Origin of the sequence: Streptomyces sp. NBC_01474, from assembly GCF_035918215.1 — a bacterium.
Classification (GTDB): Bacteria; Actinomycetota; Actinomycetes; order Streptomycetales; family Streptomycetaceae; genus Streptomyces; species Streptomyces aureus.
In genome coordinates this window covers 4848821-4875225 of record NZ_CP109449.1, presented here as the reverse complement: position 1 = coordinate 4875225, position 26405 = coordinate 4848821, and the positions used below count along the sequence as shown (strand labels likewise).

The 26405-nt window shown below is 70.8% G+C and carries 29 protein-coding genes; 21 read left to right on the top strand and 8 right to left on the bottom strand.

Translation table 11 applies throughout. The annotated features are described in order from the left end of the window. Positions 1-29: 29 nt before the first annotated feature. Positions 30-1019, bottom strand: coding sequence for a type I pantothenate kinase (coaA, locus tag OG758_RS22220; RefSeq protein WP_372563851.1), 990 nt, complete (start codon positions 1017-1019; stop codon positions 30-32). A 247-nt stretch (positions 1020-1266) separates the two neighbouring features. Here coaA and OG758_RS22215 point away from each other — a divergent pair, with 247 nt between their 5' ends. The 8 genes from OG758_RS22215 (at position 1267) to OG758_RS22180 (ending at position 9013) form a co-directional block, all read left to right on the top strand. Continuing rightward, positions 1267-1500: a hypothetical protein gene (locus tag OG758_RS22215; protein ID WP_116511024.1), complete on the top strand. Its 234-nt coding sequence runs from the start codon at positions 1267-1269 to the stop codon at positions 1498-1500. Between the two features lie 23 nt (positions 1501-1523). Continuing rightward, positions 1524-3383, top strand: a complete 1860-nt coding sequence (gene glmS / locus OG758_RS22210) for a glutamine--fructose-6-phosphate transaminase (isomerizing) (RefSeq protein WP_326711608.1) — start codon at positions 1524-1526, stop codon at positions 3381-3383. 10 nt (positions 3384-3393) lie between these two features. After that, the gene (locus OG758_RS22205; protein ID WP_326711607.1) at positions 3394-3762 is read left to right on the top strand and encodes a holo-ACP synthase; all 369 of its coding nucleotides are present in this window, start codon (positions 3394-3396) and stop codon (positions 3760-3762) included. Positions 3763-3892: 130 nt separating this feature from the next. Continuing rightward, a complete protein-coding gene (locus OG758_RS22200) occupies positions 3893-5338 on the top strand; it encodes an NAD(P)H-hydrate dehydratase (protein WP_326711606.1) in 1446 nt (481 codons plus the stop codon). A 478-nt stretch (positions 5339-5816) separates the two neighbouring features. Beyond that, entirely contained in the window at positions 5817-6980 is a 1164-nt protein-coding gene (alr, locus tag OG758_RS22195) for an alanine racemase (RefSeq protein WP_326711605.1), read from the top strand. After that, entirely contained in the window at positions 6973-8178 is a 1206-nt protein-coding gene (locus tag OG758_RS22190) for an alpha/beta fold hydrolase (protein WP_326711604.1), read from the top strand. The genes alr and OG758_RS22190 overlap by 8 nt, the downstream gene beginning before the upstream one ends. Next, entirely contained in the window at positions 8150-8665 is a 516-nt protein-coding gene (gene tsaE, locus OG758_RS22185) for a tRNA (adenosine(37)-N6)-threonylcarbamoyltransferase complex ATPase subunit type 1 TsaE (RefSeq protein WP_326711603.1), read from the top strand. Before OG758_RS22190 ends, tsaE begins: the two co-directional genes overlap by 29 nt. Positions 8666-8800: 135 nt before the next feature. Continuing rightward, positions 8801-9013, top strand: a complete 213-nt coding sequence (locus OG758_RS22180) for a hypothetical protein (RefSeq protein WP_326716300.1) — start codon at positions 8801-8803, stop codon at positions 9011-9013. 32 nt (positions 9014-9045) lie between these two features. Here OG758_RS22180 and OG758_RS22175 read toward each other — a convergent pair whose 3' ends face one another. Continuing rightward, on the bottom strand, positions 9046-9597 hold the full coding sequence (locus OG758_RS22175) for a hypothetical protein (protein ID WP_326711602.1): 552 nt from the start codon (positions 9595-9597) through the stop codon (positions 9046-9048). A 108-nt stretch (positions 9598-9705) separates the two neighbouring features. Here OG758_RS22175 and tsaB point away from each other — a divergent pair, with 108 nt between their 5' ends. The 7 genes from tsaB to OG758_RS22140 all read left to right on the top strand — a co-directional run bounded on the left by tsaB (position 9706) and on the right by OG758_RS22140 (position 15220). Further along, positions 9706-10359: a tRNA (adenosine(37)-N6)-threonylcarbamoyltransferase complex dimerization subunit type 1 TsaB gene (gene tsaB / locus OG758_RS22170; RefSeq protein ID WP_266561136.1), complete on the top strand. Its 654-nt coding sequence runs from the start codon at positions 9706-9708 to the stop codon at positions 10357-10359. Positions 10360-10376: 17 nt separating this feature from the next. Beyond that, positions 10377-10880: a ribosomal protein S18-alanine N-acetyltransferase gene (gene rimI / locus OG758_RS22165; protein ID WP_326715999.1), complete on the top strand. Its 504-nt coding sequence runs from the start codon at positions 10377-10379 to the stop codon at positions 10878-10880. After that, the gene (gene tsaD / locus OG758_RS22160) at positions 10873-11970 is read left to right on the top strand and encodes a tRNA (adenosine(37)-N6)-threonylcarbamoyltransferase complex transferase subunit TsaD (protein ID WP_326711601.1); all 1098 of its coding nucleotides are present in this window, start codon (positions 10873-10875) and stop codon (positions 11968-11970) included. Before rimI ends, tsaD begins: the two co-directional genes overlap by 8 nt. Then, a complete protein-coding gene (locus OG758_RS22155) occupies positions 11967-12224 on the top strand; it encodes a hypothetical protein (protein WP_326711600.1) in 258 nt (85 codons plus the stop codon). Before tsaD ends, OG758_RS22155 begins: the two co-directional genes overlap by 4 nt. A gap of 106 nt (positions 12225-12330) precedes the next feature. Beyond that, positions 12331-13341: an LCP family protein gene (locus OG758_RS22150; RefSeq protein ID WP_326715998.1), complete on the top strand. Its 1011-nt coding sequence runs from the start codon at positions 12331-12333 to the stop codon at positions 13339-13341. A 155-nt stretch (positions 13342-13496) separates the two neighbouring features. Beyond that, positions 13497-13853, top strand: a complete 357-nt coding sequence (locus OG758_RS22145) for a YciI family protein (RefSeq protein WP_100594848.1) — start codon at positions 13497-13499, stop codon at positions 13851-13853. Between the two features lie 56 nt (positions 13854-13909). Further along, the gene (locus tag OG758_RS22140) at positions 13910-15220 is read left to right on the top strand and encodes an RNA polymerase sigma factor (RefSeq protein ID WP_326711599.1); all 1311 of its coding nucleotides are present in this window, start codon (positions 13910-13912) and stop codon (positions 15218-15220) included. On the opposite strand, the gene OG758_RS22135 is transcribed toward OG758_RS22140, so the two are convergent. Continuing rightward, positions 15202-15654 (bottom strand): hypothetical protein, encoded by a 453-nt coding sequence (locus tag OG758_RS22135; protein ID WP_326711598.1) that lies wholly within the window; start codon positions 15652-15654, stop codon positions 15202-15204. The two genes, OG758_RS22140 and OG758_RS22135, sit on opposite strands and share 19 nt — an antisense overlap. After that, on the bottom strand, positions 15638-16849 hold the full coding sequence (locus OG758_RS22130; RefSeq protein ID WP_326711597.1) for a class I SAM-dependent methyltransferase: 1212 nt from the start codon (positions 16847-16849) through the stop codon (positions 15638-15640). Before OG758_RS22130 ends, OG758_RS22135 begins: the two co-directional genes overlap by 17 nt. Positions 16850-16940: 91 nt before the next feature. On the opposite strand from OG758_RS22130, the gene OG758_RS22125 reads away from it, so the two are divergent. The 4 genes from OG758_RS22125 to groL all read left to right on the top strand — a co-directional run bounded on the left by OG758_RS22125 (position 16941) and on the right by groL (position 21153). Further along, a complete protein-coding gene (locus tag OG758_RS22125) occupies positions 16941-17882 on the top strand; it encodes a polysaccharide deacetylase family protein (protein WP_382060112.1) in 942 nt (313 codons plus the stop codon). Next, positions 17882-18895, top strand: coding sequence for a polysaccharide deacetylase family protein (locus tag OG758_RS22120; RefSeq protein ID WP_326711595.1), 1014 nt, complete (start codon positions 17882-17884; stop codon positions 18893-18895). The genes OG758_RS22125 and OG758_RS22120 overlap by 1 nt, the downstream gene beginning before the upstream one ends. A gap of 213 nt (positions 18896-19108) precedes the next feature. Continuing rightward, positions 19109-19417: a co-chaperone GroES gene (groES, locus tag OG758_RS22115; RefSeq protein WP_326711594.1), complete on the top strand. Its 309-nt coding sequence runs from the start codon at positions 19109-19111 to the stop codon at positions 19415-19417. A 110-nt stretch (positions 19418-19527) separates the two neighbouring features. Further along, positions 19528-21153 (top strand): chaperonin GroEL, encoded by a 1626-nt coding sequence (gene groL, locus OG758_RS22110; RefSeq protein WP_326711593.1) that lies wholly within the window; start codon positions 19528-19530, stop codon positions 21151-21153. Between the two features lie 121 nt (positions 21154-21274). On the opposite strand, the gene OG758_RS22105 is transcribed toward groL, so the two are convergent. The 3 genes from OG758_RS22105 to OG758_RS22095 all read right to left on the bottom strand — a co-directional run bounded on the left by OG758_RS22105 (position 21275) and on the right by OG758_RS22095 (position 24037). Further along, on the bottom strand, positions 21275-21982 hold the full coding sequence (locus tag OG758_RS22105; RefSeq protein ID WP_326711592.1) for an ester cyclase: 708 nt from the start codon (positions 21980-21982) through the stop codon (positions 21275-21277). Positions 21983-22132: 150 nt separating this feature from the next. Then, positions 22133-22906: an SDR family NAD(P)-dependent oxidoreductase gene (locus OG758_RS22100; RefSeq protein ID WP_266561105.1), complete on the bottom strand. Its 774-nt coding sequence runs from the start codon at positions 22904-22906 to the stop codon at positions 22133-22135. A 450-nt stretch (positions 22907-23356) separates the two neighbouring features. Then, positions 23357-24037, bottom strand: a complete 681-nt coding sequence (locus OG758_RS22095; RefSeq protein ID WP_326711591.1) for an MOSC domain-containing protein — start codon at positions 24035-24037, stop codon at positions 23357-23359. A gap of 80 nt (positions 24038-24117) precedes the next feature. On the opposite strand from OG758_RS22095, the gene OG758_RS22090 reads away from it, so the two are divergent. Next, on the top strand, positions 24118-25014 hold the full coding sequence (locus tag OG758_RS22090) for a LysR family transcriptional regulator (RefSeq protein ID WP_326711590.1): 897 nt from the start codon (positions 24118-24120) through the stop codon (positions 25012-25014). 59 nt (positions 25015-25073) lie between these two features. Here the strand turns inward: OG758_RS22090 and OG758_RS22085 are convergent, their stop codons facing one another. Continuing rightward, complete coding sequence (locus OG758_RS22085) at positions 25074-25412, bottom strand: WhiB family transcriptional regulator (protein ID WP_266561100.1); 339 nt, start codon at positions 25410-25412, stop codon at positions 25074-25076. A 381-nt stretch (positions 25413-25793) separates the two neighbouring features. Between OG758_RS22085 and OG758_RS22080 the strand changes: the two genes are divergently transcribed. Further along, positions 25794-26405 (top strand): response regulator transcription factor, encoded by a 612-nt coding sequence (locus tag OG758_RS22080; RefSeq protein ID WP_003948568.1) that lies wholly within the window; start codon positions 25794-25796, stop codon positions 26403-26405.

Sequence of the window (26405 nt, the reverse complement as noted above, 5' to 3'; positions counted from 1 at the left end):
AGTATGCGCGAACGTAGCTTTCCGGTCTTCTACAGCTTCCGCAGGCTCAGCCGCTGCACCTTGTGGTCGGGGCCCTTGCGCACGACGAGCGTCGCGCGGCCGCGCGTGGGCGCCACATTCTCCAGCAGGTTCGGCTTGTTGATGGTCCGCCAGGTCTTCCGCGCGTAGTCGAGTGCCTCCTCCTCGGAGACCTGCGTGTACTTGCGGAAGTACGAGGACGGGTTCTGGAAGGCCGTCTGGCGGAGCTTCTTGAACCGGTTGAGGTACCAGCGCTCGATGTCCTCGGCGCGCGCGTCCACGTACACGCTGAAGTCGAAGTAGTCGGCGAGGCCAACGCGGGTGCGGCCGTCCTTGCCGGGCATGGCCGGCTGGAGCACGTTCAGGCCCTCGACGATGAGGATGTCGGGGCGGCGGACCGTGAGCTTCTGGCCGGGCACGATGTCGTAGATCAGGTGGGAGTAGACGGGCGCCGACACCTCGTCCTTGCCCGCCTTGATGTCGGCGACGAAGCGGGTCAGGGCGCGGCGGTCGTACGACTCGGGGAAGCCCTTGCGGGACATCAGGCCGCGCCGCTCCAGCTCCTTCGTCGGCAGCAGGAAGCCGTCCGTGGTGACCAGCTCCACGCGCGGGTGCTCGGGCCAGCGGGACAGCAGCGCCTGGAGGAGGCGGGCGACGGTCGACTTGCCCACCGCCACCGAACCGGCGACCCCTATGACGAAGGGCGTGCCCGACTGGGACGCCTTCTCGACGGTCTCGCCGAGGAAGGTGTTGAGGGCGCCGCGCAGGGTGTCGGTGGCGCCGACGTACAGGTTGAGAAGGCGCGAGAGCGGGAGGTAGATGTCCCTGACCTCGTCCAGGTCGATGACATCGCCGAGGCCGCGCAGTTTCTCCAGCTCATCGGCGGTGAGGGGGAGCGGCGTCTTGTTGCGCAGCGCGCTCCACTCGGTGCGGGTGAGGTCGACGTAGGGAGTCGCCTCCGGCTTGTGCCGGTGGGCGCTCCGGGGTGCCGTCGGGGGCACGGAGACCGAAGAGATCACAGTCCATTGTTACGGCTGTGTGGACGGGGTGGGGGGTGGGGTGCGTCACCTTGCGGTCGGCGGGGTGCGTCGGAGTGGGGTTTTGGTGCACGGTGCGTGCCTGATGCGTGTCTGATACGTGCTCGATTCCGGGAGTTCTGCGGTCGCAGGTCTGGACCGGGCGGGGGAACGGGGATACGTTCCCGGCACCTGGCGCCGAGCCGCGCCGTCCGGCTGGGAGGGAATCGTCATGGCCGTGCCCCGTTTGCGTGACCTCGTCCGGCGCAGACCCGGACCCGTCGAGGACGACTTCGCCGGGCATGTGCGCAGCGAGCTCGCCCTCGACCTGCCCGACGAGGACCTGCGCGACGATCTCGACGACTGTCTCGACCTCTACGAGATGGGCAGCAAGCCGCGCTGCGAGGAAGTCGAGTATCTGCGTCTCCTCGAGGACGCGCGGGACCGGATCGTCTGGGGCTGCTGACCGCGCGGCCTTAGGCTGCCGCTATGTGCGGAATCGTGGGATACGTCGGATCTCAGTCGGCGCTCGACGTCGTGCTCGCCGGACTGAAGCGGCTCGAATACCGGGGGTACGACTCGGCCGGGGTCGCGGTGCTCGCCGATGGCGGCCTTGCCTCGGCCAGGAAGGCGGGCAAGCTCGCCAACCTGGAGAAGGAGCTCGTGGAGCGGCCGCTGCCGGCCGGGGCCACGGGCATCGGCCACACCCGCTGGGCCACCCACGGCGGCCCGACCGATGTGAACGCGCATCCGCACCTCGACAACGCCGGCCGCGTCGCCGTCGTCCACAACGGCATCATCGAGAACTTCGCCGAGCTGCGCGCCGAACTCGCCGAGCGCGGACATGTCCTGGAGTCCGAGACCGACACCGAGGTCGTCGCGCATCTGCTCGCCGAGGAGTTCTCTGTGTGCGCCGGACTCGCCGAGGCCATGCGCCTCGTCTGCCGGCGCCTCGAAGGGGCGTTCACGCTGGTCGCCGTGCACGCCGACGAGCCCGACGTCGTCGTGGGCGCCCGGCGCAACTCGCCTCTTGTCGTCGGCGTGGGGGAGGACGAGGCGTTCCTCGCCTCCGACGTCGCCGCCTTCATCGCCCATACGCGCTCCGCGATCGAACTGGGCCAGGACCAGGTCGTCGAGCTGCGGCGGGACGGCGTGGGGGACGGGGTGACCGTCACCGACTTCGACGGCCGGCCGGCCGAGGTGCGGTCGTACCACGTCGACTGGGACGCCTCCGCCGCCGAGAAGGGCGGCTACGACTACTTCATGCTCAAGGAGATCGCCGAGCAGCCGAAGGCGGTCGCAGACACGCTGCTCGGGCGCATCGGCGTCGACGGGGCGCTGACCCTCGACGAACTCCGGATCCCCGCAGCCGTGTTGAAGGAAGTCGACAAGGTCGTGATCGTGGCGTGCGGGACCGCGTTCCACGCCGGTCTCATCGCCAAGTACGCCATCGAGCACTGGACCCGGATCCCTTGCGAGGTGGAGCTCGCGAGTGAGTTCCGGTACCGGGATCCCATTCTCGGCGGGCGCTCGCTCGTCATCGCCATCTCGCAGTCGGGCGAGACCATGGACACGCTGATGGCGCTGCGGCACGCCCGAGACCAGGGTGCGACCGTCCTCGCCATCTGCAACACGAACGGGTCGACCATTCCCCGCGAGTCCGACGCAGTTCTCTACACGCATGCCGGGCCGGAGGTCGCCGTCGCCTCCACCAAGGCGTTCCTCACGCAGCTCGTCGCCTGCTATCTCGTGGCCCTTTACCTGGGGCAGGTGCGCGGCACGAAGTGGGGGGACGAGATCCGCGCGGTGATCCGGGACCTGGCCGACATCTCCGGGGAGGTCGAGCGCGTTCTGGAGACCATGGAGCCCGTGCGGACGCTGGCCCGGTCGCTCTCCGACAAGCGGACCGTGCTCTTCCTGGGGCGGCACGTGGGCTATCCCGTCGCCCTTGAAGGAGCCCTGAAGCTCAAGGAGCTCGCCTATATGCACGCGGAGGGCTTCGCCGCCGGTGAACTCAAGCACGGGCCCATCGCGTTGATCGAGGACGACGTGCCTGTCGTGGTCGTCGTGCCGTCGCCCAAAGGACGGTCCGTCCTCCACGACAAGATCGTGTCCAATATCCAGGAGATCCGGGCCCGCGGGGCGCGCACCATCGTGATCGCCGAGGAGGGTGACGAGGCGGTCGTCCCCTACGCCGACCATCTCGTACGGATCCCTGCCACCCCTACGCTCCTTCAGCCGCTGGTTGCGGCGGTGCCGTTGCAGGTGTTTGCTTGCGAGCTGGCCACGGCCCGGGGGAACGAGGTCGACCAGCCTCGCAATCTCGCTAAGTCCGTGACGGTGGAGTGAGGGGCTGGATTTGATTATTGGGGTCGGGATCGACGTCGCCGAGATCGAGCGGTTCGAGGCGTCCCTCGCGCGTACGCCCGGAATGGCCGAACGGCTCTTCTGCGATCGGGAGTTGCTGCTTCCCAGCGGGGAGCGGCGCGGTGTCGCCTCGCTGGCTGCCCGCTTCGCCGCCAAGGAGGCGCTGGCCAAGGCGCTGGGGGCGCCGGCCGGGTTGCGGTGGACCGATGCGGAGGTCTGTGTCGAGGACAGTGGGCAGCCGCGGCTCCGGGTGACCGGCACCGTTGCCGCGCGTGCCGCGGAGATGGGTGTGCGGTCGTGGCATGTGTCGCTCAGTCATGATGCCGGGGTTGCGTCGGCGGTTGTGATCGCTGAGGGGTAGGGGCTCAGAGGCAGGGGCTGGGGCAGGGGCAGCGGCAGGGGCTGGGGGGCTTCGGCCTCTCGCCGGCCCTGGCTCTGGATCTGGCTTCGGCCGGGGGCGAGGTGTTCCACTGTGCGGGAGACTCGGTCCTATGCGTACCGCCTACAGCGTCGACACCGTACGGACCGCCGAGCGCGCCCTCATGGCGCGGCTTCCCGAAGGCGCCCTGATGCAGCGGGCCGCCGCCGGGCTCGCCGTCGTCTGCGCCGAACTCCTCGGCAAGGTGTACGGGGCCCGGGTCGTGCTCCTCGTCGGGTCCGGGGACAACGGGGGTGACGCCCTCTACGCCGGCGCCCGGCTCGCCCGCCGTGGCGCCGGGGTCGCCGCCGTGCTCCTGGACTCCGAGCGGGTGCACCGTGTCGGGCTCGCCGCGTTCCTCTCCGCCGGGGGGCGCGTCGCCGAATCCGGTGAGCGCGCTCTTGCCGGCGCCGATCTCGTCGTCGACGGGATCGTGGGTATCGGGGGGCGGGGTGGGCTTCGCGCGGCTGCCCTGCCCGTTGTCCGTGCCGCCTTGGAGTCCCGTGCCGTCGTCGTCTCGGTGGATCTGCCCAGTGGCGTCGATGCCGATACCGGGCAGGTCGCCGGGGAGGCCGTCCGCGCCGATGTGACCGTCACCTTCGGTGTGTACAAGCCTGGGCTTCTCGTGGATCCCGGGCGGGAGTACGCCGGTGCCGTTCGGCTCGTCGACATCGGGCTCGAACTGGGGCGCGGCGAGGGGGATTTGGAGGCCCTTCAGCACGGTGACGTAGCCCGGCTGCTGCCTGAACCCACCGGTGAGAGCGACAAGTACCGGCGTGGTGTCGTGGGCATCGTCGCCGGGTCCGCCCGGTATCCCGGTGCCGCCGTGCTTGCCGTCGCCGGGGCACTGCGGGGTGGCGCCGGGGCCGTTCGGTACGTCGGACCTGCGGCCGGCGCCGTCGTCTCACGGTTCCCCGAGACGTTGGTGTCCGAAGGCGCGCCGGGGAAGGCGGGGCGGGTGCAGGCGTGGGTGGCCGGGCCCGGACTTGGTGACGACGCCTCCGGGCTCGCGGATGTCCTGGGTGCGGAGGTGCCCGTTCTGATCGACGCCGATGGGCTGCGGCTCGCCGATCCTGAGGCCGTTCGGGGGCGGGCCGCGCCTACGTTGCTCACGCCTCATGCGGGGGAGGCCGCCGCATTGTTGGGGGTTGCCCGGGAGGAGGTGGAGGCGGAGCGGCTCGCGGCTGTCCGGGAGTTGGCTGACCGGTTCTCCGCCACAGTGCTCTTGAAGGGGTCCACCACCTTGGTTGCCGGGGGACGGGGGGAGGGTGCCGAGCGTTTGGCTCGGGTCAATTCCACGGGTACCGCCTGGCTGGCCACCGCGGGGAGTGGTGACGTGTTGTCCGGGCTTTGCGGGTCGCTGCTCGCTGCGGGGCTCGGAGCGCTCGACGCCGGGTCCGTGGGGGCCTACCTGCATGGGCTTGCTGCTCGGCGTGTGTCTGGTGGGGCGCCTGTCGTTGCTCAGGATGTGGCTGGTGGGATTGCTGGGGCCTGGGGGGATGTTCGGCACGGGTTGTAGGGCGGTGGGCTCCTGCGTCGCTCCGTGGGGGCGCTTCGCCGTCTTCGGGGCGGGGCCGCCCCGGGATGTACGTGCTCGCTGTTCTATGGGTCGGCCCCCTCCGGCCAAGCGCCCGTAACGGGGTGGAGGTGGCTCCGCGCGCACATCCCGGTGCGTCCCCTCCTGTTGTCTTGCGACTGGCGGGCGGTGGGGGGTTCGTCCTTCCGTCTGGTTGGTTGTGCGGCTGGCGGGTGGCAGGCGGTGGGGGGTTCGTTGTCCCGTCTGGTTGGTTGTGTGGCTGGTGGCTGGTGGCTGGTGGCTGGTGGCTGGTGGCTGGTGGCTGGTGGCTGGTGGCTGGTGGCTGGCGGGTGGTGGGGGGTTCGTCGTGCCGACTTGTTGGTTGTGCTGTTGTTGACCTGGTGATTTGGGTTGGTGTGGGTGGTTTGCCGGGCGGTGATCACGTGGGGGTGTCGGGGGGCTCTGAGACACTGGGCGCACGATGACTGAGAGAGCACCTGCCGTGGGCCGTGCCCGGGCTGAGATCGATCTGGCCGCTCTGCGGGCCAATGTGCGATCCCTGCGCGATCGTGCGCCAGGGGCCGCCTTCATGGCTGTGGTCAAGGCTGATGCCTACGGCCACGGCATGATCCCCTGTGCGCGCGCCGCGCGGGAGGCCGGTGCCACCTGGATCGGTACGGCCACGCCCGAGGAGGCTCTCGCGGTGCGTGCCGCGGGGATCGAGGGGCGCGTCATGTGCTGGCTCTGGACGCCCGGCGGGCCCTGGCGCGAGGGCATCGAGGCCGATCTCGACATGTCCGTGAGCGGCATGTGGGCTTTGGACGAGGTCGTTGCCGCCGCTCGGGTGGTGGGGCGTGCCGCCCGTATTCAGTTGAAGGCCGATACGGGGCTCGGACGTAATGGGTGTCTGCCCGGTGACTGGCCCGAGCTTGTGCGTTCTGCCGTAGCCGCGGAGCGCGAGGGGCTTGTTGTCGTTACGGGGCTCTGGTCCCACTTCGCCTGTGCCGATGAGCCGGGGCATCCGTCGATTGCCGCTCAGTTGGAGCGTTTTCGCGAGATGGTCTCCTTCGCGGAGGGGGCCGGGGTCCGGCCTGAGGTCCGGCATATCGCCAATTCGCCGGGGACCCTGACTCTGCCTGAGACCCATTTCGATCTGGTGCGGCCCGGCATCGCCATGTACGGGATCTCGCCCAGCCCCGAGATCGGCACGCCCGAGGACTTCGGGCTGCGGCCCGTCATGACCCTGTCCGCCTCGCTCGCCCTGGTGAAGCACGCCCCGGGCGGGCTCGGCGTCAGTTACGGGCATCACTACGTCACCCCGGGCGAGACCACCCTGGGGCTCGTGCCTCTCGGGTACGGGGACGGGATCCCCCGGCATGCCTCGGGGACCGGGCCCGTACTCATCGGGGGCAAGCTGCGTACCGTCGCCGGGCGCGTCGCCATGGACCAGTTCGTCGTCGATCTCGGCGGCGACGAGCTGGCGGCCGGGGACGAGGCCGTGCTGTTCGGGCCCGGCGACCGGGGCGAGCCGACCGCCGAGGACTGGGCGCAGGCCGCCGGCACCATCGCGTACGAGATCGTCACCCGGATCGGGGCGCGTGTTCCGCGCGTCTATGTGGACGACGGAGGAGCGGCACGTGAGTGAGAGCAGCGCCGAGGTCACGGCGGCCGTCGCGAGCTGGCGGCGGGCCGGGCTGGCCGGCGCCGCGATAGGTGTCGTGGCGGCCGGTGCCGCCGCCGGTGTCGCCGTGGAGCGGCTCACCGTCGGCCGCGGCATGCGCAGAAAGGCGCGGCTCGCGCTGGATGCCTCCGGCCCCTACGGGTCCCTGCGCGGCACTCCCGGGAGGGCCTGTGCCGAGGACGGCACCGAGCTCTACTACGAGGTCGAGGAAGTCGGGGCCGAGGGCGGTGAGGGTCCTCGCAGGCGTCGTCTTTTCGGCCGTAAGGCCCCCGCGCCGGTCACCGTGGTCTTCAGCCACGGGTACTGCCTCAACCAGGACTCCTGGCATTTCCAGCGTGCCGCCCTGCGGGGCGTGGTGCGCTCCGTCTACTGGGATCAGCGCAGCCATGGGCGGTCCGGGCGCGGGGTCGAGCAGGCCGACGGCGGGCCCGACGTCACCATCGACCAGCTCGGGCGCGATCTGAAGGCCGTCATCGACGCCGCCGCCCCCGAAGGGCCGCTCGTCCTCGTCGGGCACTCCATGGGCGGCATGACCGTGATGGCGTTCGCCGACCAGTTTCCCGAGGTCGTGGCCGAGCGCGTCGCCGGCGTCGCCCTCGTCGGGACCTCCTCCGGCAAGCTCGGCGAGGTCAGCTACGGGCTGCCCGTGCTCGGCGTCAACGTCGTCCGGCGCGTACTCCCCGGCGTTCTGAAGGTCCTGGGCCAGCGCGCCGACCTCGTGGAGAAGGGGCGCCGTGCGACCGCCGACCTGTTCGCCGGCGTCATCAAGCGCTACTCGTTCGCCTCACGTGACGTCGATCCAGCCGTCGCCCGCTTCGCCGAGCGCCTGATCGAGAGCACGCCGATCGACGTCGTCGCCGAGTTCTACCCCGCCTTCCAGGAGCACGAGAAGAGCGAGGCCATCGAGCGGTTCGCGCAGCTGCCCGTCCTCGTACTGGCCGGCGACCAGGATCTCATCACCCCCAGTGAGCACAGCGAGGCCATCGCAGGGCTGCTCCCCGACGCCGAGCTGGTGCTCGTGCCCGACGCCGGGCACCTGGTGATGCTGGAGCACCCCGAGGCCGTCACCGACCGGCTGGCCGACCTCCTCTCACGCACGGGAGCCGTTCCCGCAGGGGCTACCGTGGGAAGTTATGGAGACACCGCACAGCCCGGCAGCTGACGCCGCCACCGCCTCGATCACCGTCAACTCGCCCACCCATATGGGGGATTTGGGCCGCCGCCTCGCCAAGCTGCTGCGCCCGGGCGACCTCGTCATGCTCACCGGCGAGCTGGGCGCGGGCAAGACCACCCTGACCCGCGGGCTCGGCGAGGGCCTCGGTGTGCGGGGCGCCGTGACCTCTCCGACCTTCGTCATCGCCCGCGTTCACCCGCCCCTCGGTGACGGGCCCGCCCTGGTGCACGTGGACGCGTACCGGCTCGGCGGCGGGCTCGACGAGATGGAGGACCTCGACCTCGACGTATCGCTGTCCGACTCCGTGGTCGTCGTCGAGTGGGGCGACGGCAAGGTCGAGGACCTCGCGGACGACCGGCTCCATGTGGTGATTCACCGCGCCACGGGGGACACGGACGACGAGGTGCGCTCCGTGACGTTGCGTGGCCTCGGTGCGCGCTGGGCCGGCGCCGGCCTGGAGGCTCTGGCCGCCTGACTCTCGTACCTTCACCCGAACGTTCCGACATGGCGTCGGCAAAATGTTGCGCGGCGTGCGCTCGGCGTGGTCACATGGAGACCAGTCCTGGTTAGGTCTACCTAACTTTGCTGCCCCGGAGCCCAGGAGGCATCCATGTCGGCTTCAGAACGTGACGTGCCGCAGCAGCCCCGCGTGGCGCCGGGGCACGGGGACATGTCCGGGATCGCCGCCTCGGGGCTGTCCATGAGAGATCTGCTCGCGTCCTGTGCCGCCGCCTCGGCCGTGTCCACTCCGCCTGCCGACGAGGAGGGGGAGGCCGAAGGCGCGGGCGCCTGTGCCGGTGAGGGGCGTCGCGACGCCGCGTGAGGGTTTTTGTGCCGTGCCTCAGGTGACGGGTTCTACTGGACCACGACGATCTTCTTGCCGATCGTCGCGAAGTCCCACATCGCGTCGCCGTCCGCCCGCTTCTCGCGGATGCCGCCCGTCTTCTTGGCCGGGTCCGGCGCCGGTACCGAGCCGTCGACCGCCGCGCTGAAGCCGATCGTGATGCCGCCGACGTTCGCGAACCGCACCACGTGCTCGATCGGTACGCCGTCGCTTCCGGTGATCGAGGCCGAGCGCGACGTCACCAGGTACTTGCCGACCGGCGGGTCCACCGTGCTCGGCGTCACCGTGAAGGTGCGCTGCGCCTTGCCGCCCTCCGAGATCAGCCACACCCGGTCGCCGCCCACGGAGTAGACGACCCGCTCACCGGCGCCGGACTGCGCGGGTACCGCGGTCTCCTTCTTGTCCTTGGGGGAGTGGGAGGCGGCCGTGGAGGGGGTTTTCCCGGCCTTCGGCGGGGCCAGGCTGTCCGGCGCGCTGGCCGACGCCTGGTAGGTGAGGAAGCCGACCACGGCGAGCGCCGCCGCGGTGAGCCCGGCCACGAATCCCGAGCTGCTCCGTGCCACCTGTGTGCCCACCTCTCGTGCCCGTACGTCTTTGGGGTGACGGTAGCAGCAGGCGTGCGGCTCACCGGGGCGGCCGTGGGCGGGGCGCCGGAGCCGTAGGCTGTTTGCGTGCTCTTGCTCGCGCTGGATACCGCCACCCCCGCCGTCACCGTCGCCCTGCACGACGGCTCGTCCGTCGTCGCCGCATCGAGCCAGGTGGACGCCCGCCGGCACGGGGAGCTGCTGCTGCCCGCCGTCGACCGGGTGCTCGCCGAGGCCGGCGTCAGACTCGACGCCGTCACCGGCATCGTCGTCGGCGTGGGCCCCGGCCCCTACACCGGCCTCCGCGTCGGTCTGATGACCGCCGACACCTTCGGGCTCGCCCTCGGTGTGCCCGTGCACGGTCTGTGCACGCTGGACGGGCTCGCCTACGCCGCCGAGGTCGACGGCCCCTTCGTCGTCGCCACGGACGCGCGGCGCAAGGAGGTCTACTGGGCGCGTTACGAGGACGCGCGCACCCGTGTCACCGAGCCCGCCGTCGACCGCCCCGCCGACATCGCCGAGCAGGTCGCGGGCCTTCCCGCGGTCGGCGCCGGTGCCGTGCTGTACCCGGACACGTTCCCTGACGCGCGCGCCCCCGAGAACGTGTCGGCGGCCGCCCTGGCCGCCCTCGCCGCCGAGAAGCTCGGCGCCGGCGAGGAACTCCAGGCGCCGCGCCCCCTGTATCTGCGCCGGCCCGACGCGCAGGTGCCCAAGAACTACAAGGTGGTCACTCCGAAGTGAGCGCTGTTCTGCGCGAGATGCGCTGGTGGGACATCGAATCCGTGCACGCGCTCGAGAAGGATCTCTTCCCGGACGACGCGTGGTCCCGCGGCATGTTCTGGTCCGAGCTCGCGCACGCGCGCGGCGCCGGGTCGACCCGCCGCTATGTCGTCGCCCACGACGGCGACCGGCTCGTCGGGTACGCGGGCCTCGCCGCGTCCGGCGCGGACTCCGACGACGCCGCCGCCGTGGGGGCCGACGTGCAGACCATCGCGGTCGCCCGGGACCAGTGGGGCACCGGGCTCGGCGCCCGGCTCCTCACCGTCCTGCTGCGCCACGCGACCGACTTCGAGTGCACCGAAGTGATGCTCGAGGTGCGGGTCGACAACACCCGGGCGCAGAAGCTCTACCAGCGCTTCGGCTTCGAGCCCATCGGCTTCCGCCGCGGCTACTACCAGCCGGGCAACGTGGACGCGCTCGTGATGCGTCTGACCGACCCCTCGACCTCAGTGACACCCGTACAAGGAACCGAAAATGGCTGACGAACCGCTCGTCCTCGGTATCGAGACCTCCTGCGACGAGACCGGTGTCGGCATCGTCCGCGGCCACACGCTGCTCGCCGACGCGGTCGCCTCCAGCGTCGACGAGCACGCCCGCTTCGGCGGTGTCGTCCCCGAGGTCGCCTCGCGCGCGCACCTGGAAGCCATGGTGCCGACCATCGAGCGCGCCCTGAAGGACGCCGGGGTCGCCGCCTCCGACCTGGACGGGATCTCCGTCACCGCGGGCCCGGGGCTCGCGGGCGCGCTCCTCGTGGGTGTCTCGGCGGCCAAGGCGTATGCGTACGCGCTCGGCAAGCCGCTCTACGGCGTGAACCACCTCGCCTCGCACATCTGCGTCGACCAGCTGGAGCACGGGCCGCTGCCCGAGCCCACGATGGCGCTGCTCGTCTCGGGCGGGCACTCGTCGCTGCTGCTCTCCTCCGACATCACGTCCGACGTGCGCCCCCTCGGCGCGACCATCGACGACGCGGCGGGCGAGGCCTTCGACAAGATCGCCCGGGTGCTGAACCTCGGCTTCCCCGGCGGTCCCGTCATCGACCGGTACGCGAAGGAGGGCGACCCCAAGGCGATCACCTTCCCGCGCGGGCTCACCGGGCCGCGCGACCCCGCGTACGACTTCTCCTTCTCCGGGCTGAAGACGTCCGTGGCGCGCTGGATCGAGGCGAAGCGGGCCGCCGGTGAGGACGTTCCGGTGCGCGATGTGTCGGCGTCCTTCCAGGAGGCCGTCGTCGACGTGCTGACCCGCAAGGCCGTGCGCGCCTGCAAGGACGAGGGTGTCGACCACCTCATGATCGGTGGCGGTGTGGCCGCCAACTCGCGGCTGCGGGCCCTCGCCCAGGAGCGGTGCGAGGCGGCCGGTATCCGGCTGCGCGTGCCGCGGCCCAAGCTGTGCACGGACAACGGCGCGATGGTCGCGGCCCTCGGCGCCGAGATGGTGGCGCGCAACCGGTCCGCGTCCGCCTGGGATCTGTCGGCCGACTCGTCGCTGCCGGTGACGGAGACGCACGTGCCGGGACACACGCACGACCACGACCACGCGCACGAGGCCGCGAAGGACAACCTGTACTCATGACCGTCGCGTTGATGTGGGAGGCCCGGGCGGTTGAGGGACGGGGCGACGAGCTGCTCGCCTGGGCGCGGGGGCAGGTCCTCGCCGCCGAGCCGCTGCGGCGCGAGTTCTTCCGTGCCCCGCAGGACCGGGTCCTCGTCATCACCTGGTGGAACGCGGTGTACGACGCCGAACTGCCCGAACTGCCCGAACCGGAGGGTGAGTTGGTGACCCGGACGGTGCATCGGTGGCGGTTCGAGGCGGTGGATCCCGCCTGAGGCGGCATCGTCCGGCGGCGTGAGAACCGTCTGAGATTCCCGAATAACGGCGCCTGACTGGTTTACCGTTGTAATAATTCCGACTTATGTTCGCCCTGTGAAGCGAATACAGCGCCGTCGTGGGCGTTTGGTGAAGACGGCCGGTGTCGTGGCCGGTTGCGTGCTCGTCCTCACCGGGGGCGGGGCCGCGTGGGCCTACTGGCATCTGGACCACAACATCCGGGGCGTCGACATCGACAGCACGCTCGGCGACGACCGGCCCCCGAAGCCGGCCCCGGCCACGCCGGAGCCCTCGGCGACCGCGCCGCCCGCCGGGGCGCTGAACATCCTCGTCCTCGGCTCCGACTCGCGCAGCGGCAGCGAGAACTCCGCGCTCGGCGGCGGCCACAGCGAGGGCGCCCGCTCCGACACCGCGATGGTGGTGCACCTGAACGCCGACCGTTCGGCGGCGACCGTCGTCAGCATCCCCCGCGACACCCTCGTCGAGCGGCCCGCGTGCCCGACCTCGTCCGGCGGCAGCACGCAGGCCGCGTACGGCGCCATGTTCAACAGCGCGTACTCCGTTGGCGGTCCCGTCTGTGCGGTGAAGACGGTCGAGAAGCTCACCGGCGTGCGCATGGACCACTATCTGGAGATCGACTTCTCCGGCTTCGCCTCGGTCGTCGACGCGCTGGGCGGCGTGAACCTCACGACGACCGAGGACATCGACGACGACCTGAGCCACCTCCAGCTCGACGCGGGCTACCACCACCTCGACGGCAAGCAGGCCCTCGCTTTCGCCCGCACCCGCCACGGCGTCGGCGACGGCAGCGACCTCGGGCGCATCAAACTCCAGCAGCAGCTGGTGAAGGCTCTGGTGGCGGAGGTTTCGGGCAGCGATCTCCTGACGGACCCGGCCCGCCTCTACAAGGTCGCCGACGCCCTCACGGGAAGCCTCACGACGGACACCGGCCTCGACTCCCTCGGTGAACTCCAGGGCCTGGCGGGCAGCTTGAAGGGGCTGTCGGCGGATGAGGTGAAGACGGTCATGATGCCGGTGCTCCCGGCTCCGTCCGACCCCAACCGTGTCGTCGCCGACGAGCCGGAGGCCGGGAAGCTGTGGGCCTCGCTGCGGTGACGCGTCGGACGGGGGCGCGGGGGACGGGCGGGCGTGGGGAAGGGCTGGAAAACTTCCCTCAGAAACTTCTGCGCGCGTGTCGATCCGCGGGAAGCCCGTTCGACGCGTAGACGAGAGCGGGGAGAAGCCCCGACCGCACCGAACGAGGAGTCACCATGCCGCGCTACATGACGCTGGTCCGTATCGATGAGAGCAAGGCCCCCGCCGAGGGCCCCAGCGAGGCCCTGATGCAGCGCATGGGCGAGCTGATCGAGGAGATGACCAAGGCCGGCGTGCTGCTGGACACCGGGGGCCTGCACCCGTCGTCCGAGGGCACCCGCGTGCACTACGAGAACGGCGAGATCACCGTCACCGACGGGCCGTTCACCGAGTCCAAGGAGGTCATCGGCGGCTACGCGATCATCCAGGCCAAGGACCGGGCCGAGATCCTGGAGTGGACCAAGCGGTTCCTGAAGGTCCACGAGGAGCACTGGACGGTCACCTCCGAGATCCGGGAGATCGCCGAGGGCTGAGCCACGCAGGGCAGGCCCTTGGCCGCCCCGTGGGCGCGGGTGTCTGATGGTGGGCCGTGACAGCAGAACGTACTGCCGAAGCGGCCCACGCCATCGAAACGGTCTTCCGTCTGGAGGCGCCCCGCATCATCGCCGGTGTCACGCGCATCGTCCGGGACGTGGGCATAGCGGAGGAACTGGCGCAGGACGCGCTCGTCGCCGCCCTGGAGCAGTGGCCGGACGAGGGGATCCCCGACAACCCTGGCGCGTGGCTCATGGCCACCGCCAAGCACCGGGCGATCGACCTCGTGCGCCGCAAGGAGCGGTACGCGCGCAAGCTGGCGGAGGTCGGCCGTGACCTGGAGGCCGCGCCGCCCCACCTGGACGAGCCCGCGGACCCGGACGACATCGACGACGACCTGCTCCGCCTCGTCTTCACGGCCTGCCACCCGGTCCTGTCCGCCGAGGCCCGGGTAGCGCTCACGCTGCGGCTGCTCGGCGGCCTGACCACCGCCGAGATCGCCCGCGCGGTCCTGGCCCCCGAGGCGACGGTCGCCCAGCGCATCGTGCGCGCGAAACGCACCCTCGCCACGAAGAACGTCGCCTTCGAAGTGCCCTACGGCCCCGAGCGAGCGGCCCGCCTCGGCTCCGTCCTCGAGGTCATATACCTCATCTTCAACGAGGGGTACGCGGCAACGGCGGGCGACGACTATCTGCGCCCCGGCCTGTGCGAGGACGCCCTGCGGCTCGCCCGGCTGCTGGCGGCCCTGATGCCGAAGGAGCCCGAGGTGCACGGCCTGGCCGCTCTGCTGGAGCTCCAGGCCTCGCGCTCGGCCGCCCGCACGGGCCTGTCGGGCGAGCCGGTTCTCCTCAAGGACCAGGACCGTACGCGCTGGAACCAGCTCCTGATCCGGCGCGGGTTCGCGGCGCTCGGCCGGGCGGACGCGGTGTCCACCGGCGGCCCCGGCCCGTACGCCCTCCAGGCCGCCATCGCCGCCAGCCATGCGCACGCCCACACGTACGCGGAGACCAACTGGGAGGGGATCGCAACCCTGTACGGGCTGCTCGCCGCCCGGGCGCCCTCCCCCGTCGTCGAGCTGAACCGGGCGGTGGCGGTGTCCATGGCCGAGGGCCCCGCGGCCGGCCTCGCCCTGGTCGACGCCCTGGCCGGTGAACCGGCGCTGCGCGACTACCACTTGCTGCCGAGCGTGCGCGGAGACCTGCTCGATCGGCTCGGGCGGTGCGAGGAGGCGCGGGCCGAGTTCGAGCGGGCGGCGTCGCTGACGCGCAATGAACGGGAGCGGGAGCTGCTGCTGGCGCGCGCGGACAAGTGCCGTGAGGGGCGGGGAAATCCCGATTCCCATGGGTCTCACCAGCCACTACAGTGACGCGGCTGCCGTGACACGGCCGCGTCGGCGGGGGAGACCCCGACGCGGTGGCGTGAGCGGGCGGCACTCCGACGCTCGGCTCTGGCGGCGTCGGTCGCGGCCGGCGCGGACGGGACGAGCAGCGCGGGCGGCGTCGTGCTCAACGACGGCAACACGCTGACCTCGTCGGTGAAGTCGTACCTCAACAGCCTCGACCCCGACGACACCATGATCATCCCGATGGGGACGTCCGCGAAATACGCGCTGACGCACGCGACGTTCTCCAGCTGGCCCTCGACGTACAGCTCACCCCGTACTGCAACGGGGTGGAGCCGCAGAGCACGCGGCAGAGCACCTTCCTGGCCCGCACGAACGGCGGTGACGCCACCTCGGTGGAGCGGACCGGCCCGATCGGTGCCGAGCCGAACCTGGAGCCGCTCAGGACCCGGCGCCACCAGTAGCCGGCTGCGCGGGCGACCCCAGCAGCATCGTCGGGGCGCCCGCGACGCGGGTCAGGAAGACCGTCACCGCGTTCGGGCCGTGCCGTTTCGGCAGCGCCTTGCGGCGCAGCTCCTCCGGCTCCACCGCCGATCCCCGCTTCTTCACCGTCAGGATCCCGACCTCGCGCTCCCGCAGCAGCGCCTTCAGCTTCTTCACGTTGAAGGGGAGCCGGTCCGTGATCTCGTACGCGGTGGCGTACGGCGTCGCCCGCAGCGTGTCGGACGTGACGTAGGCGATCGTCTCGTCGATCAGCCCGCCCGCCACCTCCTCGGCCACGTCGGCGACCAGGTGGGCGCGGATGACGGCGCCGTCGGGCTCGTACAAGTACCGCCCCACGGACCGTACTTCGGGGTCGGGGAGGCCGCGGCCGGTGAGTGCGCGCGGCCCGGGGAGCAGCGTCGCCCGCATGCGGCCCGGCTCGGTGCCGAACCAGAGCACGGCCTCCTTCACGTCCCCGCCGTCCGAGATCCACTCGGCGTCGGCCGCGTCGGGGATCGCCTCGTGGGGGATGCCGGGCGCGATCTTCAGGGCCGCGTGCCGGGCCCCGAGCGCCGCGCCGACCGCCCAGGACAGGGGCGGGGAGTACGCCTCCGGGTCGAAGATCCGGCTGCCCCCCTTGCCGCCGCCCCGGCGCGCGGGGTCGACGAACACCGCGTCGTACGGCTCCGTGTCGACCTCGGTGACATCGGCCTCGCGGACCTCGATCAGCCCGTCGAGACCCAGGGCCTGAGCGTTCGCGCGGGCGACCTCGCAGGTCAGGGGGTCGCGGTCGACGGCGAGTACGGAGATTCCGGCGCGGGCCAGCGCGATCGCGTCGCCGCCGATGCCGCAGCACAGATCGGCGACGGAGCGCACCCCGAGGGCCTTGAACTCCTGCGCGCGATGGGTGGCGACGCTCGTGCGGGTCGCCTGCTCGACGCCGTTCGCCGTGAAGTACATGCGGCGCGCGTCCGCCTCGCCGAACTTCGCCGCGGCACGCTGCCGCAGCCGGGCCTGCGCGATGGCCGCCGAGACGAGGTCCGCCGGGTGGTCGCGGCGCAGCCGGGTGGCGACGGCGAGCTCCTGGCCGGGGGTGATGTCCCGTACGTCGTCGAGGAGCGCCTGGCCCTCCGGGGAGAGCAGCGAGCTGAAGGAGGCGAGGTCGTTCATCAGGCCCATTGTGGGCCAGTCGGTGGACGGTGCGCGCCCGGCCGCGGTGTCGGGCCCTGATCAGCACTGTGAGCTGCGAGGATCCGGCGCCATGCGACTTGTACGACAAAACCACAAAAGAGCCGTTAAGGGGATGCCGGGCCGGGGGACCCGTCACGCCCGTACACGGGCCGGTCTCGCCGTTCTCGCCGCCTGCGCGGTCGCTTCCGGGTGTGCCGCGGCCGACGCCAGGAAGGCCGTCGAGCCGGCGCCCGGCCAGCAGCCCCTCCTGGCGCCGCCCGCCCCCGACTCCCACGCGGGCAAGATGCGTGCCGCCCAGGCCGCCCGGGTCGCGATGGCCAAGAAGTGGCGCCTGTCGAAGCCGCCGCTCCTCGCGCCGCCCGCGCCCGCGGAGAAGCCCGTGATCAGGGCCCGTAAGGGCTTCGAGGTCGACGGCCAGGAGAACCTGCCGCCCGTCTTCACTACGGTGCCGACCAAGGACAAGGTCGTGTTCCTCACCATCGACGACGGCTCCGAGAAGGACCCGGCGTTCCTGAAGATGATGAGCGACCTGAAGATCCCGTACACCGCCTTCCTCAGCAACTACCTGGTGAAGGACGACTACGGCTACTTCGGGAAGATGCAGTCCCGCGGCGTCACGCTGAACAACCACACGCTGACGCACCCGTATCTGCCCGGTCTGTCCTACGCGGGGCAGAAGCGCGAGATCTGCGGCATGCAGAACATCATGCAGAAGCAGTACGGCGAGCGGCCCGTCCTCTTCCGCCCGCCGTACGGCAACTACAACCGGGACACGCTGCGCGCCGCCAAGTCCTGCGGCATCAAGTACGCGCCGATCTGGAACGAAGAGGTGTACGTCGACCACGTCGAGTGGCGCGAGGAGGACCGGGACCTGCACCCCGGCGACATCATCCTGACCCACTTCCGGGGCCGCGGGGAGTGGAAGGGCACCATGCCCGACATGGTCCGCCTGCTCATGAAGTACGTGACCGACAAGGGGTACGCGGTGGCCCGGCTGGAGGACTACCTGTGATGTCCGTGCGGGCGCGACGGGCCTCCGCGCGCACCGGGCCCAGGCGGCTGCTCGCCGCCGCCCTGGCCGCCGGTGTCCTCGTACCCGCGTTGCTCACCGGGTGTGCCCAGTCCGTGGACCCGATCGAGCGGCTCAGCAGGAAGGCGGCCGAGAAGGTCCGCCACTCGCACGACGCGGCACCGGCGGCCACACCGGCCGTCGGTCCGGCGGGCGGGTCGTGGGGTGTGCTCGGGGCCTGGAAGGCGGGAGCGGGCGGGGGACCGGGGCGCGTCGCGCCTCTTCACGCCCCCGCGCGGCACGGCACAACTCCGCGTGGCGGCCGCGCCCCGGACGCCTACCGCCGCTGGGGACTCTCCGCGCCGCTCGCCCCGGCGCCGAGACCCCCGGCGCGCCACGCGGCCGGGGCGGGACCGGGGCCGCACGCGCTCCCGCCCGTCGTGGACCACGTCCGCACCAAGGACCACGTCGTCTTCCTGACCTTCGACGACGGCGTGGACCGCGACCCTCACTTCGCCGACATGGTCCGCGACCTGCGGCTGCCCGTCAGCGTCTTCCTCACGGACGGTGTCGCGGGCCCCGGCCACGACCACTTCGGCAGGCTGCGGAACTTCGGCGCGGGCGTGCAGAACCAGACCCTGAACCACCACTTCCTGCCCTCGCTCCCGTACGCCGAGCAGCACTCCGAGATCTGCGGCCAGCAGGACCGGCTGAAGAACCGCTTCGGCACCCGCCCCCGACTCCTCCGCCCGCCCTTCGGCGAGTACGACCAGAACACCCTGCGTGCCGCCGCCACCTGCGGGGTCGACGTCGTGGTCCTGTGGCGCGCCTCGGTGGGGAGCGGCGACCTGCGTGACGCGGACGGGGGCCGGCTGCGTCCCGGCGACATCGTCCGGGCCCAGTTCCGTGACGGCGACGACCCGCGCGGGACGACGGTCACCGGGACGACGACGCGGCTGCTGCGCCGTATCCAGGCCCAGGGGTTCACGGTGGGGAGGCTCGAGGACTACCTGTGACGGACGGGCGGGAGGGGCCGCGGGGAAGACTCGCCCTCAGTGAATTGGCACTCCGCTTGACCGAGTGCTAATCGCAGCCATAGTCTCGGCCCTGGCACTCCCCACTGGAGAGTGCCAATAGCGACGGGCAGGTCCGGCACCCGCGACGACGGATCCACCTGGTCGCCACCTCAGACAGTTAACCCCGTGATCTCCGAAGGGGGAGGTCGGATCGTGACGACCACCAGCTCCAAGGTTGCCATCAAGCCGCTCGAGGACCGCATTGTGGTCCAGCCGCTCGACGCCGAGCAGACCACCGCCTCTGGCCTGGTCATCCCGGACACCGCGAAGGAGAAGCCCCAGGAGGGCGTCGTCCTCGCCGTGGGCCCGGGTCGCTTCGAGAACGGCGAGCGCCTGCCGCTCGACGTGCAGGCCGGCGACATCGTGCTGTACAGCAAGTACGGCGGCACCGAGGTGAAGTACAACGGCGAGGAGTACCTCGTCCTCTCGGCTCGCGACGTGCTCGCGATCGTCGAGAAGTAACTCACCCACTGTTTTAGTTCTGCGCCCCTGGCACCCCGCTACTCAGCTGCGACTTTTCTCAGCATGCCGGGCGTCGGGGGCGCAGTTCGTTCGAGAGGACTAACAGCTCCATGGCGAAGATCCTGAAGTTCGACGAGGACGCCCGTCGCGCCCTCGAGCGCGGCGTCAACAAGCTTGCCGACACGGTCAAGGTGACGATCGGTCCCAAGGGCCGCAACGTCGTCATCGACAAGAAGTTCGGCGCTCCCACCATCACCAACGACGGTGTCACGATCGCCCGCGAGGTCGAGCTCGACGACCCGTACGAGAACCTTGGCGCCCAGCTGGTGAAGGAGGTGGCGACCAAGACCAACGACATCGCGGGTGACGGCACCACCACCGCCACCGTGCTCGCCCAGGCCCTGGTCAAGGAAGGCCTGCGCAACGTTGCCGCCGGCGCTTCCCCGGCCGCCCTGAAGAAGGGCATCGACGCCGCGGTCAAGGCCGTGTCCGAGGAGCTCCTCGCGACCGCCCGCCCGATCGAGGACAAGGCCGACATCGCCGCCGTCGCCGGTCTGTCCGCCCAGGACTCGCAGGTCGGCGAGCTTATCGCCGAGGCGATGGACAAGGTCGGCAAGGACGGTGTCATCACCGTCGAGGAGTCCAACACCTTCGGTCTGGAGCTGGACTTCACCGAGGGCATGGCGTTCGACAAGGGCTACCTGTCTCCGTACTTCGTGACGGACCAGGAGCGCATGGAGGCCGTGCTCGAGGACCCGTACATCCTGATCAACCAGGGCAAGATCTCCTCCATCCAGGACATGCTGCCGCTGCTCGAGAAGGTCATCCAGGCCGGTGGCTCCAAGCCGCTGCTGATCATCGCCGAGGACGTCGAGGGCGAGGCCCTGTCGACCCTGGTCGTGAACAAGATCCGCGGCACGTTCAACGCCGTCGCCGTCAAGGCGCCCGGCTTCGGTGACCGCCGCAAGGCGATGCTCGGCGACATGGCCACCCTCACCGGTGCCACCGTCATCGCCGAGGAGGTCGGCCTCAAGCTCGACCAGGCCGGTCTGGACGTGCTCGGCACCGCTCGCCGCGTGACCATCACCAAGGACGACACCACGATCGTCGACGGTGGCGGCGTCAAGGGCGACGTCGAGGGCCGCGTCAACCAGATCAAGGCCGAGATCGAGAACACGGACTCCGACTGGGACCGCGAGAAGCTCCAGGAGCGCCTCGCGAAGCTCGCCGGCGGCGTGTGCGTGATCAAGGTCGGCGCCGCCACCGAGGTGGAGCTCAAGGAGAAGAAGCACCGTCTGGAGGACGCCATCTCCGCGACCCGCGCCGCGGTCGAGGAGGGCATCGTCTCCGGTGGTGGCTCCGCTCTGGTGCACGCCGTCAAGATCCTCGAGGGCAACCTCGACAAGACCGGCGACGAGGCCACCGGTGTCGCGGTCGTGCGCCGCGCCGCCGTCGAGCCGCTGCGCTGGATCGCCGAGAACTCCGGCCTCGAGGGCTACGTCATCACCTCGAAGGTCGCCGAGCTCGACAAGGGCCAGGGCTTCAACGCCGCGACCGGCGAGTACGGCGACCTGGTCAAGGCCGGCGTCATCGACCCGGTCAAGGTCACCCGCTCCGCCCTGGAGAACGCCGCGTCCATCGCTTCGCTGCTGCTCACGACCGAGACCCTGGTCGTCGAGAAGCCGGCGGAGGAGGAGCCCGAGGCCGGCGGCCACGGGCACGGTCACTCCCACTAGTGCACTGAGCCACTGGTGCACTGAGCCGGTCCGACTGGCGTCTGTTCGTACGAGGCCCGGTTCCGCGTTCTTCGCGGGGCCGGGTTTCGGCGTGTGCGGCACCGGGTCCGGGCCCGAGCGGTCAGGACTCGAGCTGATCGAGCGCGCCGAGCTGGGCCATCAGCCCCAGCCGGTCCTCGTGCCACCAGCCCTCGACGATCTTCCCGTCCTCCTGGAACCGGAAGATGGTCGCGCCGGTCATCGTGACCTGGATGCCCGACGCCGGAATCCCCATGAAGTCGCCGTTGTGGTCGCCCTTGAAGGTCCACCGCGTGCACACGCGGTCGCCTTCGGTGATCTGGTCGTCGATGGTGAAGTCGATGTCGAACCCGCCGCGGTACATCTCGATCTGGCGCCGCATCGCGTCGAGCCCGATGGTGTCCGTCACGTTGCCGGGGTCGTGGTCGTGGTAGTCCTCCGCGAGCAGGTCGTTGAGCGGCGGCAGTTCACCCTCGGTGGCGACCGTCTCGAAGAACCGGCGCGCGTTGCCCGCGTACAACTGCTCGTCCCGCACCACCTCGAGGTCGGTGAAGGTGGGCATCTCGTCGCAGAGGGCGACCATCTCCCGGAAGATCGTGTCGGTCTCCGGGAGGTTCGAGTTCCGCATCGCCTCCTCGTACGACGGGAACTCCACGATCTCGATGAAGTGCGAGGCGTCGGACCGGTCCTTGGCGACGACACTGTGCGTCGCGGTCCGCTTCCCTTTGGTCCGCTCCGCCCATGTGTCCATGAGCTGGTTCATCTCGTCGAATCGGCTGGTCTTGCAGTCGATCAGTTGCACGAACGTCATGACGCCACCCTCCGGCCCCCCTGCGTAAGGTCCGGACAGCTCCATCCTCCCACCGCCGTGTAACGACCCGGCGGGACCGGGACCGGGCCCCGGCGGGGCCGAGGTCCCGCCACGGCCCGGCCTTGGCCCCCGACCCGGACTCGCCGTGCCTTACTGCGGCCCGTACTTGCGCCCCGTCTTCGCGGTGACGCCGCCGAGCAGCCCGCGAGGCGCCAGCTTCACGACGCCCATCAGCGTCTTGTACCGCGGATCCGGGATCGACAGCGACTTGCCGCGCGCCAGATCGGCGAGCGCCGCCGCCACCAGCTTGTCGGCGTCGAGCCACATCCACTTGGGGATGTTGTCGGTGCCCATGTCGGCCCGCTCGTGGAACTCCGTACGGACGAAGCCCGGGCAGAGCGCCATCAGCCGCACACCGCTGCCGGCCAGGTCCCGCGCCGCGCCCTGCGTGAACTGCACGACCCACGCCTTCGACGCGCCGTACGTCCCGCGCGGCACGAACGCCGCCACCGACGCCACGTTCACCACGCCGCCCCTGCCGCGCTCACGCATCGGCGCCACCGCGGCGGACGTGAGCCGCAGGACCGCCTCGCAGTGCACCTTCAGCATGGTCAACTCGTCGGCGAGCGGGACCTCCAGGTACTGGCCCTTGTTGCCGAAGCCCGCGTTGTTGATCAGCAGGTCCACCGGACGCTTGCGGTCGGTCAGCCGTGCCTCGACCGCGCCGATGCCCTCGTCGGTGGCGAGGTCCGCCGTGAGCACCTCGGCCTCGATGCCGTGCCGGTCGTGGAGCTCGGTGGCCTGCTCCCGCAGCCGCTTGGTGTCACGCGCCACCAGGACGAGGTCGTGGCCGTCCGCGGCGAGCCGGCGCGCGAACGCGGCACCGATCCCCGAGGTGGATCCCGTAATCAGAGCGGTAGTCATGGGGCAAGGCTAGTGACCGCAGTGGGCATGACCACGCTCGGGAGTCCCCGCGCGTTGTCCCTTGTCCACGACCACGAACTGCCCCATCACACCGCTGTCCTCGTGGGAGAGCGGACGGCAGCGGACATGTACGGAGTGTCGGGAAGGAGCGCCCATGCACAGCCCCTTCGCTTTCCGGTATCTCCAACTTGCCTATATCTATGTGTAGTTCGGGTAGTTGCGGAGGTCGTCCCCGATCTGGTGGGGGTGGGTCGGGCGGGAAGCTCGACGCATGTCCCGCTTCAAGCGCGTTCTCCGCGTGGCCGGTTCGGCCGTCACCGTCGTGGCGCTCGCGACCACTTGCGCAACCGGCGCGCGGGCAGCCAGTTCCGGAACCGCCGCGCGGACCGAGGCCGCCGGCGCCGCGCGCCCAGGCCCGCCACCGCCGCGCGGCCCGGGCCCGCTTTGCCCCTACGCCACGTCCCCGCCTCCGTGCTTCGCCACGTACGTACGAGCCGCCTCGACCGCCTCGGGGTCGAGCGCGTCCGCCGCGACGAGCAGCCGCGGGAGCAGGTCCCGGTCGGTCGTGACGGCCCGGAACTGGAAGGCGACGGTCACCTCGTGGTCGGGCCGGTGCACGATCTCGATCGTGTCGCCCGCCCGGATCGCGCCCGGCTCGATCACCCGCAGATACGCGCCGGGGGCGGCCCGCGCAGTGAAGCGCTTGACCCACCCCTTCTCGCCGAGGTGGCCCTGGAACGTGCGGCAGGGGATCCGGCCCGAGGCGACCTCGAGGACCAGGTCGGGGCCGACGCGCCAGCGCTCGCCGATCTTCGCGCCCGTCACGTCGACACCCTCGGTGGTGAGGTTCTCGCCGAACGAGCCGTTGCGCAGAACGTGGCCGAGCGTGCCCTGCCACTCGTCGAGGTCCTCGCGGGCGAAGGCGTAGACCGCCTGGTCGTCGCCGCCGTGATGGCGCATGTCGCACACGGCGTCCCCTTCGAGACCGCTGGCGCCGACACCCTTGGGCCCGGGCGCCGCCACCCGGACAGGGCCCGGCACCGGCCGCTTGTCGATACCGGTCACGCCCTCGGCCTGGTCGGTGTGCTCACTGGCCTCGGGGCGACCCACATTCAGAGACAGAAGCTTCATGACGGCACGTTAAGCGACACGGCGCCAAAGCGTCGACGCAATATTTCCCGTTGCATCCAAGGCTCCCTTATGCTTGAGGAGTGATCGAGGCCCGTCATCTCCGTGTCCTGCGCGCCGTGGCCGCCACCGGCTCCTTCTCGGCGGCCGCCCGCGAACTCGGCTGCACCCAGCCCGCGGTCAGCCAGCAGATGAAGGCCCTCGAATCCTCTGCGGGTACCCCGCTTCTCATCCGTACGGGCCGCGAGATGCGACTCACCCAGGCGGGTGAAGCTCTGGTGCGACACGCGGCGGGAATCCTGGCCGGACTGACCGCGGCGGAGGAAGAAGTCGCCGCCATCGCGGGTCTGCGCGCAGGCCGTGTCCGGCTCGTCTCGTTCCCCAGCGGCAGCTCCACGCTCGTCCCCACGGCGCTGGCCGCCCTGCGCGCCGCGCACCCCGGCACCCGCGTCTCCCTGGTGGAGGCGGAGCCCCCGCGCTCGGTCGAGATGCTGCGTGAGGGCGACTGCGATGTGGCCCTGGCCTTCCGGTACGAAGGGGCGCAGGCCGCGGAGGACTGGGACGACCTCGTCGTACGTCCGCTGCTGGCCGACCGGCTCGTCGGCCTCGTCCCTGAGGGGCACCGGCTGGGCAAGTCGGACGCGGTCTCCATCGGCGAGCTGGCCGACGAGCCCTGGATCGCGGGTTGCCCGCGCTGTCGCCGGCAGTTGGTGGAGGTCTGCGAGGGCGCGGGATTCACTCCGCGCATCGACTTCGCGACCGACGACTATCCGGCGGTGATCGGCCTGGTCGGTGCAGGCCTCGGTGTGGCGGTCCTGCCAGAACTCGCCATCGAATCCGTACGCCCCAAGGGCGCACGCACAGTGACGGTGGAGCCGGCTGTGCAGCGCGAGATCGTCGCTCTCACACTGCCCGACCTGGCCCAGGTGCCGGCCGTGGCGGCCACGCTGGACCACCTGGCGCGGGCCGCGGCCCGCTGATCGGGCCCACACGGGCCCACGGGCACGTCACTGCGTGCCCACCTTGGAAAAACGTTCCTTCAGTTGTTCACGCCGGGTGGGGCGCCGCCCGCCGGTGCCGGTGCGGCGGCGACGAGCCGGTTGCGGGCGCGGCCCATGAGCTCCTCGCGCTCGTCCTCGGTCAGCCCGCCCCACACGCCGTACGGCTCGCGTACCTGGAGCGCATGAGCAGCGCACTCCGCGCGCACCGGACACCTCATGCAGACCTCTTTGGCCGAGTTCTCGCGGGCGCTGCGCGCCGCTCCCCGCTCCCCCTCCGGATGGAAGAAGAGCGAACTGTCCACCCCGCGGCAGGCCGCGAGGAGCTGCCAGTCCCACAGATCTGCGTTCGGTCCGGGAAGGCGGGAGAAATCTGCCATTGCTGTGTCCCCTTGTAGCCGTTCTGACGCGGGAAGGTGCCCAAGAACCGTACATCTACTGTCTAAGGAGATGAAAATATGACCCATTGCGAATCTAGCCTCAGACACCACCGAAAGTGAAGAAAAAGAGCTAAATGGGGCATGCCTTGTGGCGAAACCTTGTGGGTCGCTTGCGCCGTCTGCTCTGTGTCCGGTCCCTCACGTAGAGTGCCGAAGCAGACCGTCGAACCCGTAACTCTTTCGGGTGACCGTCGTTGAGAGTGCGGAGGCGGTTGAAAGAACAAGCGCTCGGGCATCTGTCCGAGAGCGTCGACCGCACAGGTGACGATTCGTACCAGCCTGGAGGCCCAAGGTGACGCGCATCAGCTGCGGAGGACGGTCATGACATCCGTCCTCGTCTGCGACGACTCCCCGCTTGCCCGAGAAGCGCTCCGCCGCGCGGTCGCGACCGTCCCCGGCGTAGAGCGCGTGACGACCGCGGCCAACGGCGAGGAAGTCCTGCGCCGCTGGGGCGCCGACCGTTCGGACCTGATTCTGATGGACGTACGCATGCCCGGTCTGGGCGGCGTCGAGACGGTCAGGCGGCTGCTGTCCGCCGATCCCGGTGCGCGCATCATCATGCTCACCGTGGCCGAGGACCTGGACGGGGTCGCGCTCGCCGTCGCCGCCGGTGCCCGCGGCTATCTGCACAAGGACGCCTCGCGTGCCGAACTGCGTGCCACGGTCACGCAGGCGCTCGCCGACCCGACCTGGCGGCTCGCGCCGCGCAGACTGCGGTCGGCCGAGATGGGTGCGGCGCCGACGCTCACGGCGCGTGAGATCCAGGTGCTCGAGGGCATGAGCCACGGCCGGTCCAACGCGGAGATCGGGCGCGAGCTCTTCCTCTCCGAGGACACGGTCAAGACGCACGCACGACGCCTGTTCAAGAAGCTCGGCGCCTCGGACCGCGCGCACGCCGTGGCGCTCGGCTTCCGCTGGGGCCTGGTCCGCTAA

What these genes read in the sequence shown, in the direction of transcription:
- OG758_RS22215 (WP_116511024.1), top strand. Translation starts at nt 1,267, where the DNA reads ATGGCCGTGCCCCGTTTGCGTGACCTCGTCCGGCGCAGACCCGGACCC.
- glmS (WP_326711608.1), top strand. Translation starts at nt 1,524, where the DNA reads ATGTGCGGAATCGTGGGATACGTCGGATCTCAGTCGGCGCTCGACGTC.
- OG758_RS22200 (WP_326711606.1), top strand. Translation starts at nt 3,893, where the DNA reads ATGCGTACCGCCTACAGCGTCGACACCGTACGGACCGCCGAGCGCGCC.
- alr (WP_326711605.1), top strand. Translation starts at nt 5,817, where the DNA reads ATGACTGAGAGAGCACCTGCCGTGGGCCGTGCCCGGGCTGAGATCGAT.
- tsaE (WP_326711603.1), top strand. Translation starts at nt 8,150, where the DNA reads ATGGAGACACCGCACAGCCCGGCAGCTGACGCCGCCACCGCCTCGATC.
- OG758_RS22180 (WP_326716300.1), top strand. Translation starts at nt 8,801, where the DNA reads ATGTCGGCTTCAGAACGTGACGTGCCGCAGCAGCCCCGCGTGGCGCCG.
- rimI (WP_326715999.1), top strand. Translation starts at nt 10,377, where the DNA reads ATGCGCTGGTGGGACATCGAATCCGTGCACGCGCTCGAGAAGGATCTC.
- tsaD (WP_326711601.1), top strand. Translation starts at nt 10,873, where the DNA reads ATGGCTGACGAACCGCTCGTCCTCGGTATCGAGACCTCCTGCGACGAG.
- OG758_RS22155 (WP_326711600.1), top strand. Translation starts at nt 11,967, where the DNA reads ATGACCGTCGCGTTGATGTGGGAGGCCCGGGCGGTTGAGGGACGGGGC.
- OG758_RS22145 (WP_100594848.1), top strand. Translation starts at nt 13,497, where the DNA reads ATGCCGCGCTACATGACGCTGGTCCGTATCGATGAGAGCAAGGCCCCC.
- OG758_RS22130 (WP_326711597.1), bottom strand. Translation starts at nt 16,849, where the DNA reads ATGAACGACCTCGCCTCCTTCAGCTCGCTGCTCTCCCCGGAGGGCCAG.
- OG758_RS22125 (WP_382060112.1), top strand. Translation starts at nt 16,941, where the DNA reads ATGCGACTTGTACGACAAAACCACAAAAGAGCCGTTAAGGGGATGCCG.
- OG758_RS22120 (WP_326711595.1), top strand. Translation starts at nt 17,882, where the DNA reads ATGTCCGTGCGGGCGCGACGGGCCTCCGCGCGCACCGGGCCCAGGCGG.
- groL (WP_326711593.1), top strand. Translation starts at nt 19,528, where the DNA reads ATGGCGAAGATCCTGAAGTTCGACGAGGACGCCCGTCGCGCCCTCGAG.
- OG758_RS22105 (WP_326711592.1), bottom strand. Translation starts at nt 21,982, where the DNA reads ATGACGTTCGTGCAACTGATCGACTGCAAGACCAGCCGATTCGACGAG.
- OG758_RS22100 (WP_266561105.1), bottom strand. Translation starts at nt 22,906, where the DNA reads ATGACTACCGCTCTGATTACGGGATCCACCTCGGGGATCGGTGCCGCG.
- OG758_RS22095 (WP_326711591.1), bottom strand. Translation starts at nt 24,037, where the DNA reads ATGAAGCTTCTGTCTCTGAATGTGGGTCGCCCCGAGGCCAGTGAGCAC.
- OG758_RS22085 (WP_266561100.1), bottom strand. Translation starts at nt 25,412, where the DNA reads ATGGCAGATTTCTCCCGCCTTCCCGGACCGAACGCAGATCTGTGGGAC.
- OG758_RS22080 (WP_003948568.1), top strand. Translation starts at nt 25,794, where the DNA reads ATGACATCCGTCCTCGTCTGCGACGACTCCCCGCTTGCCCGAGAAGCG.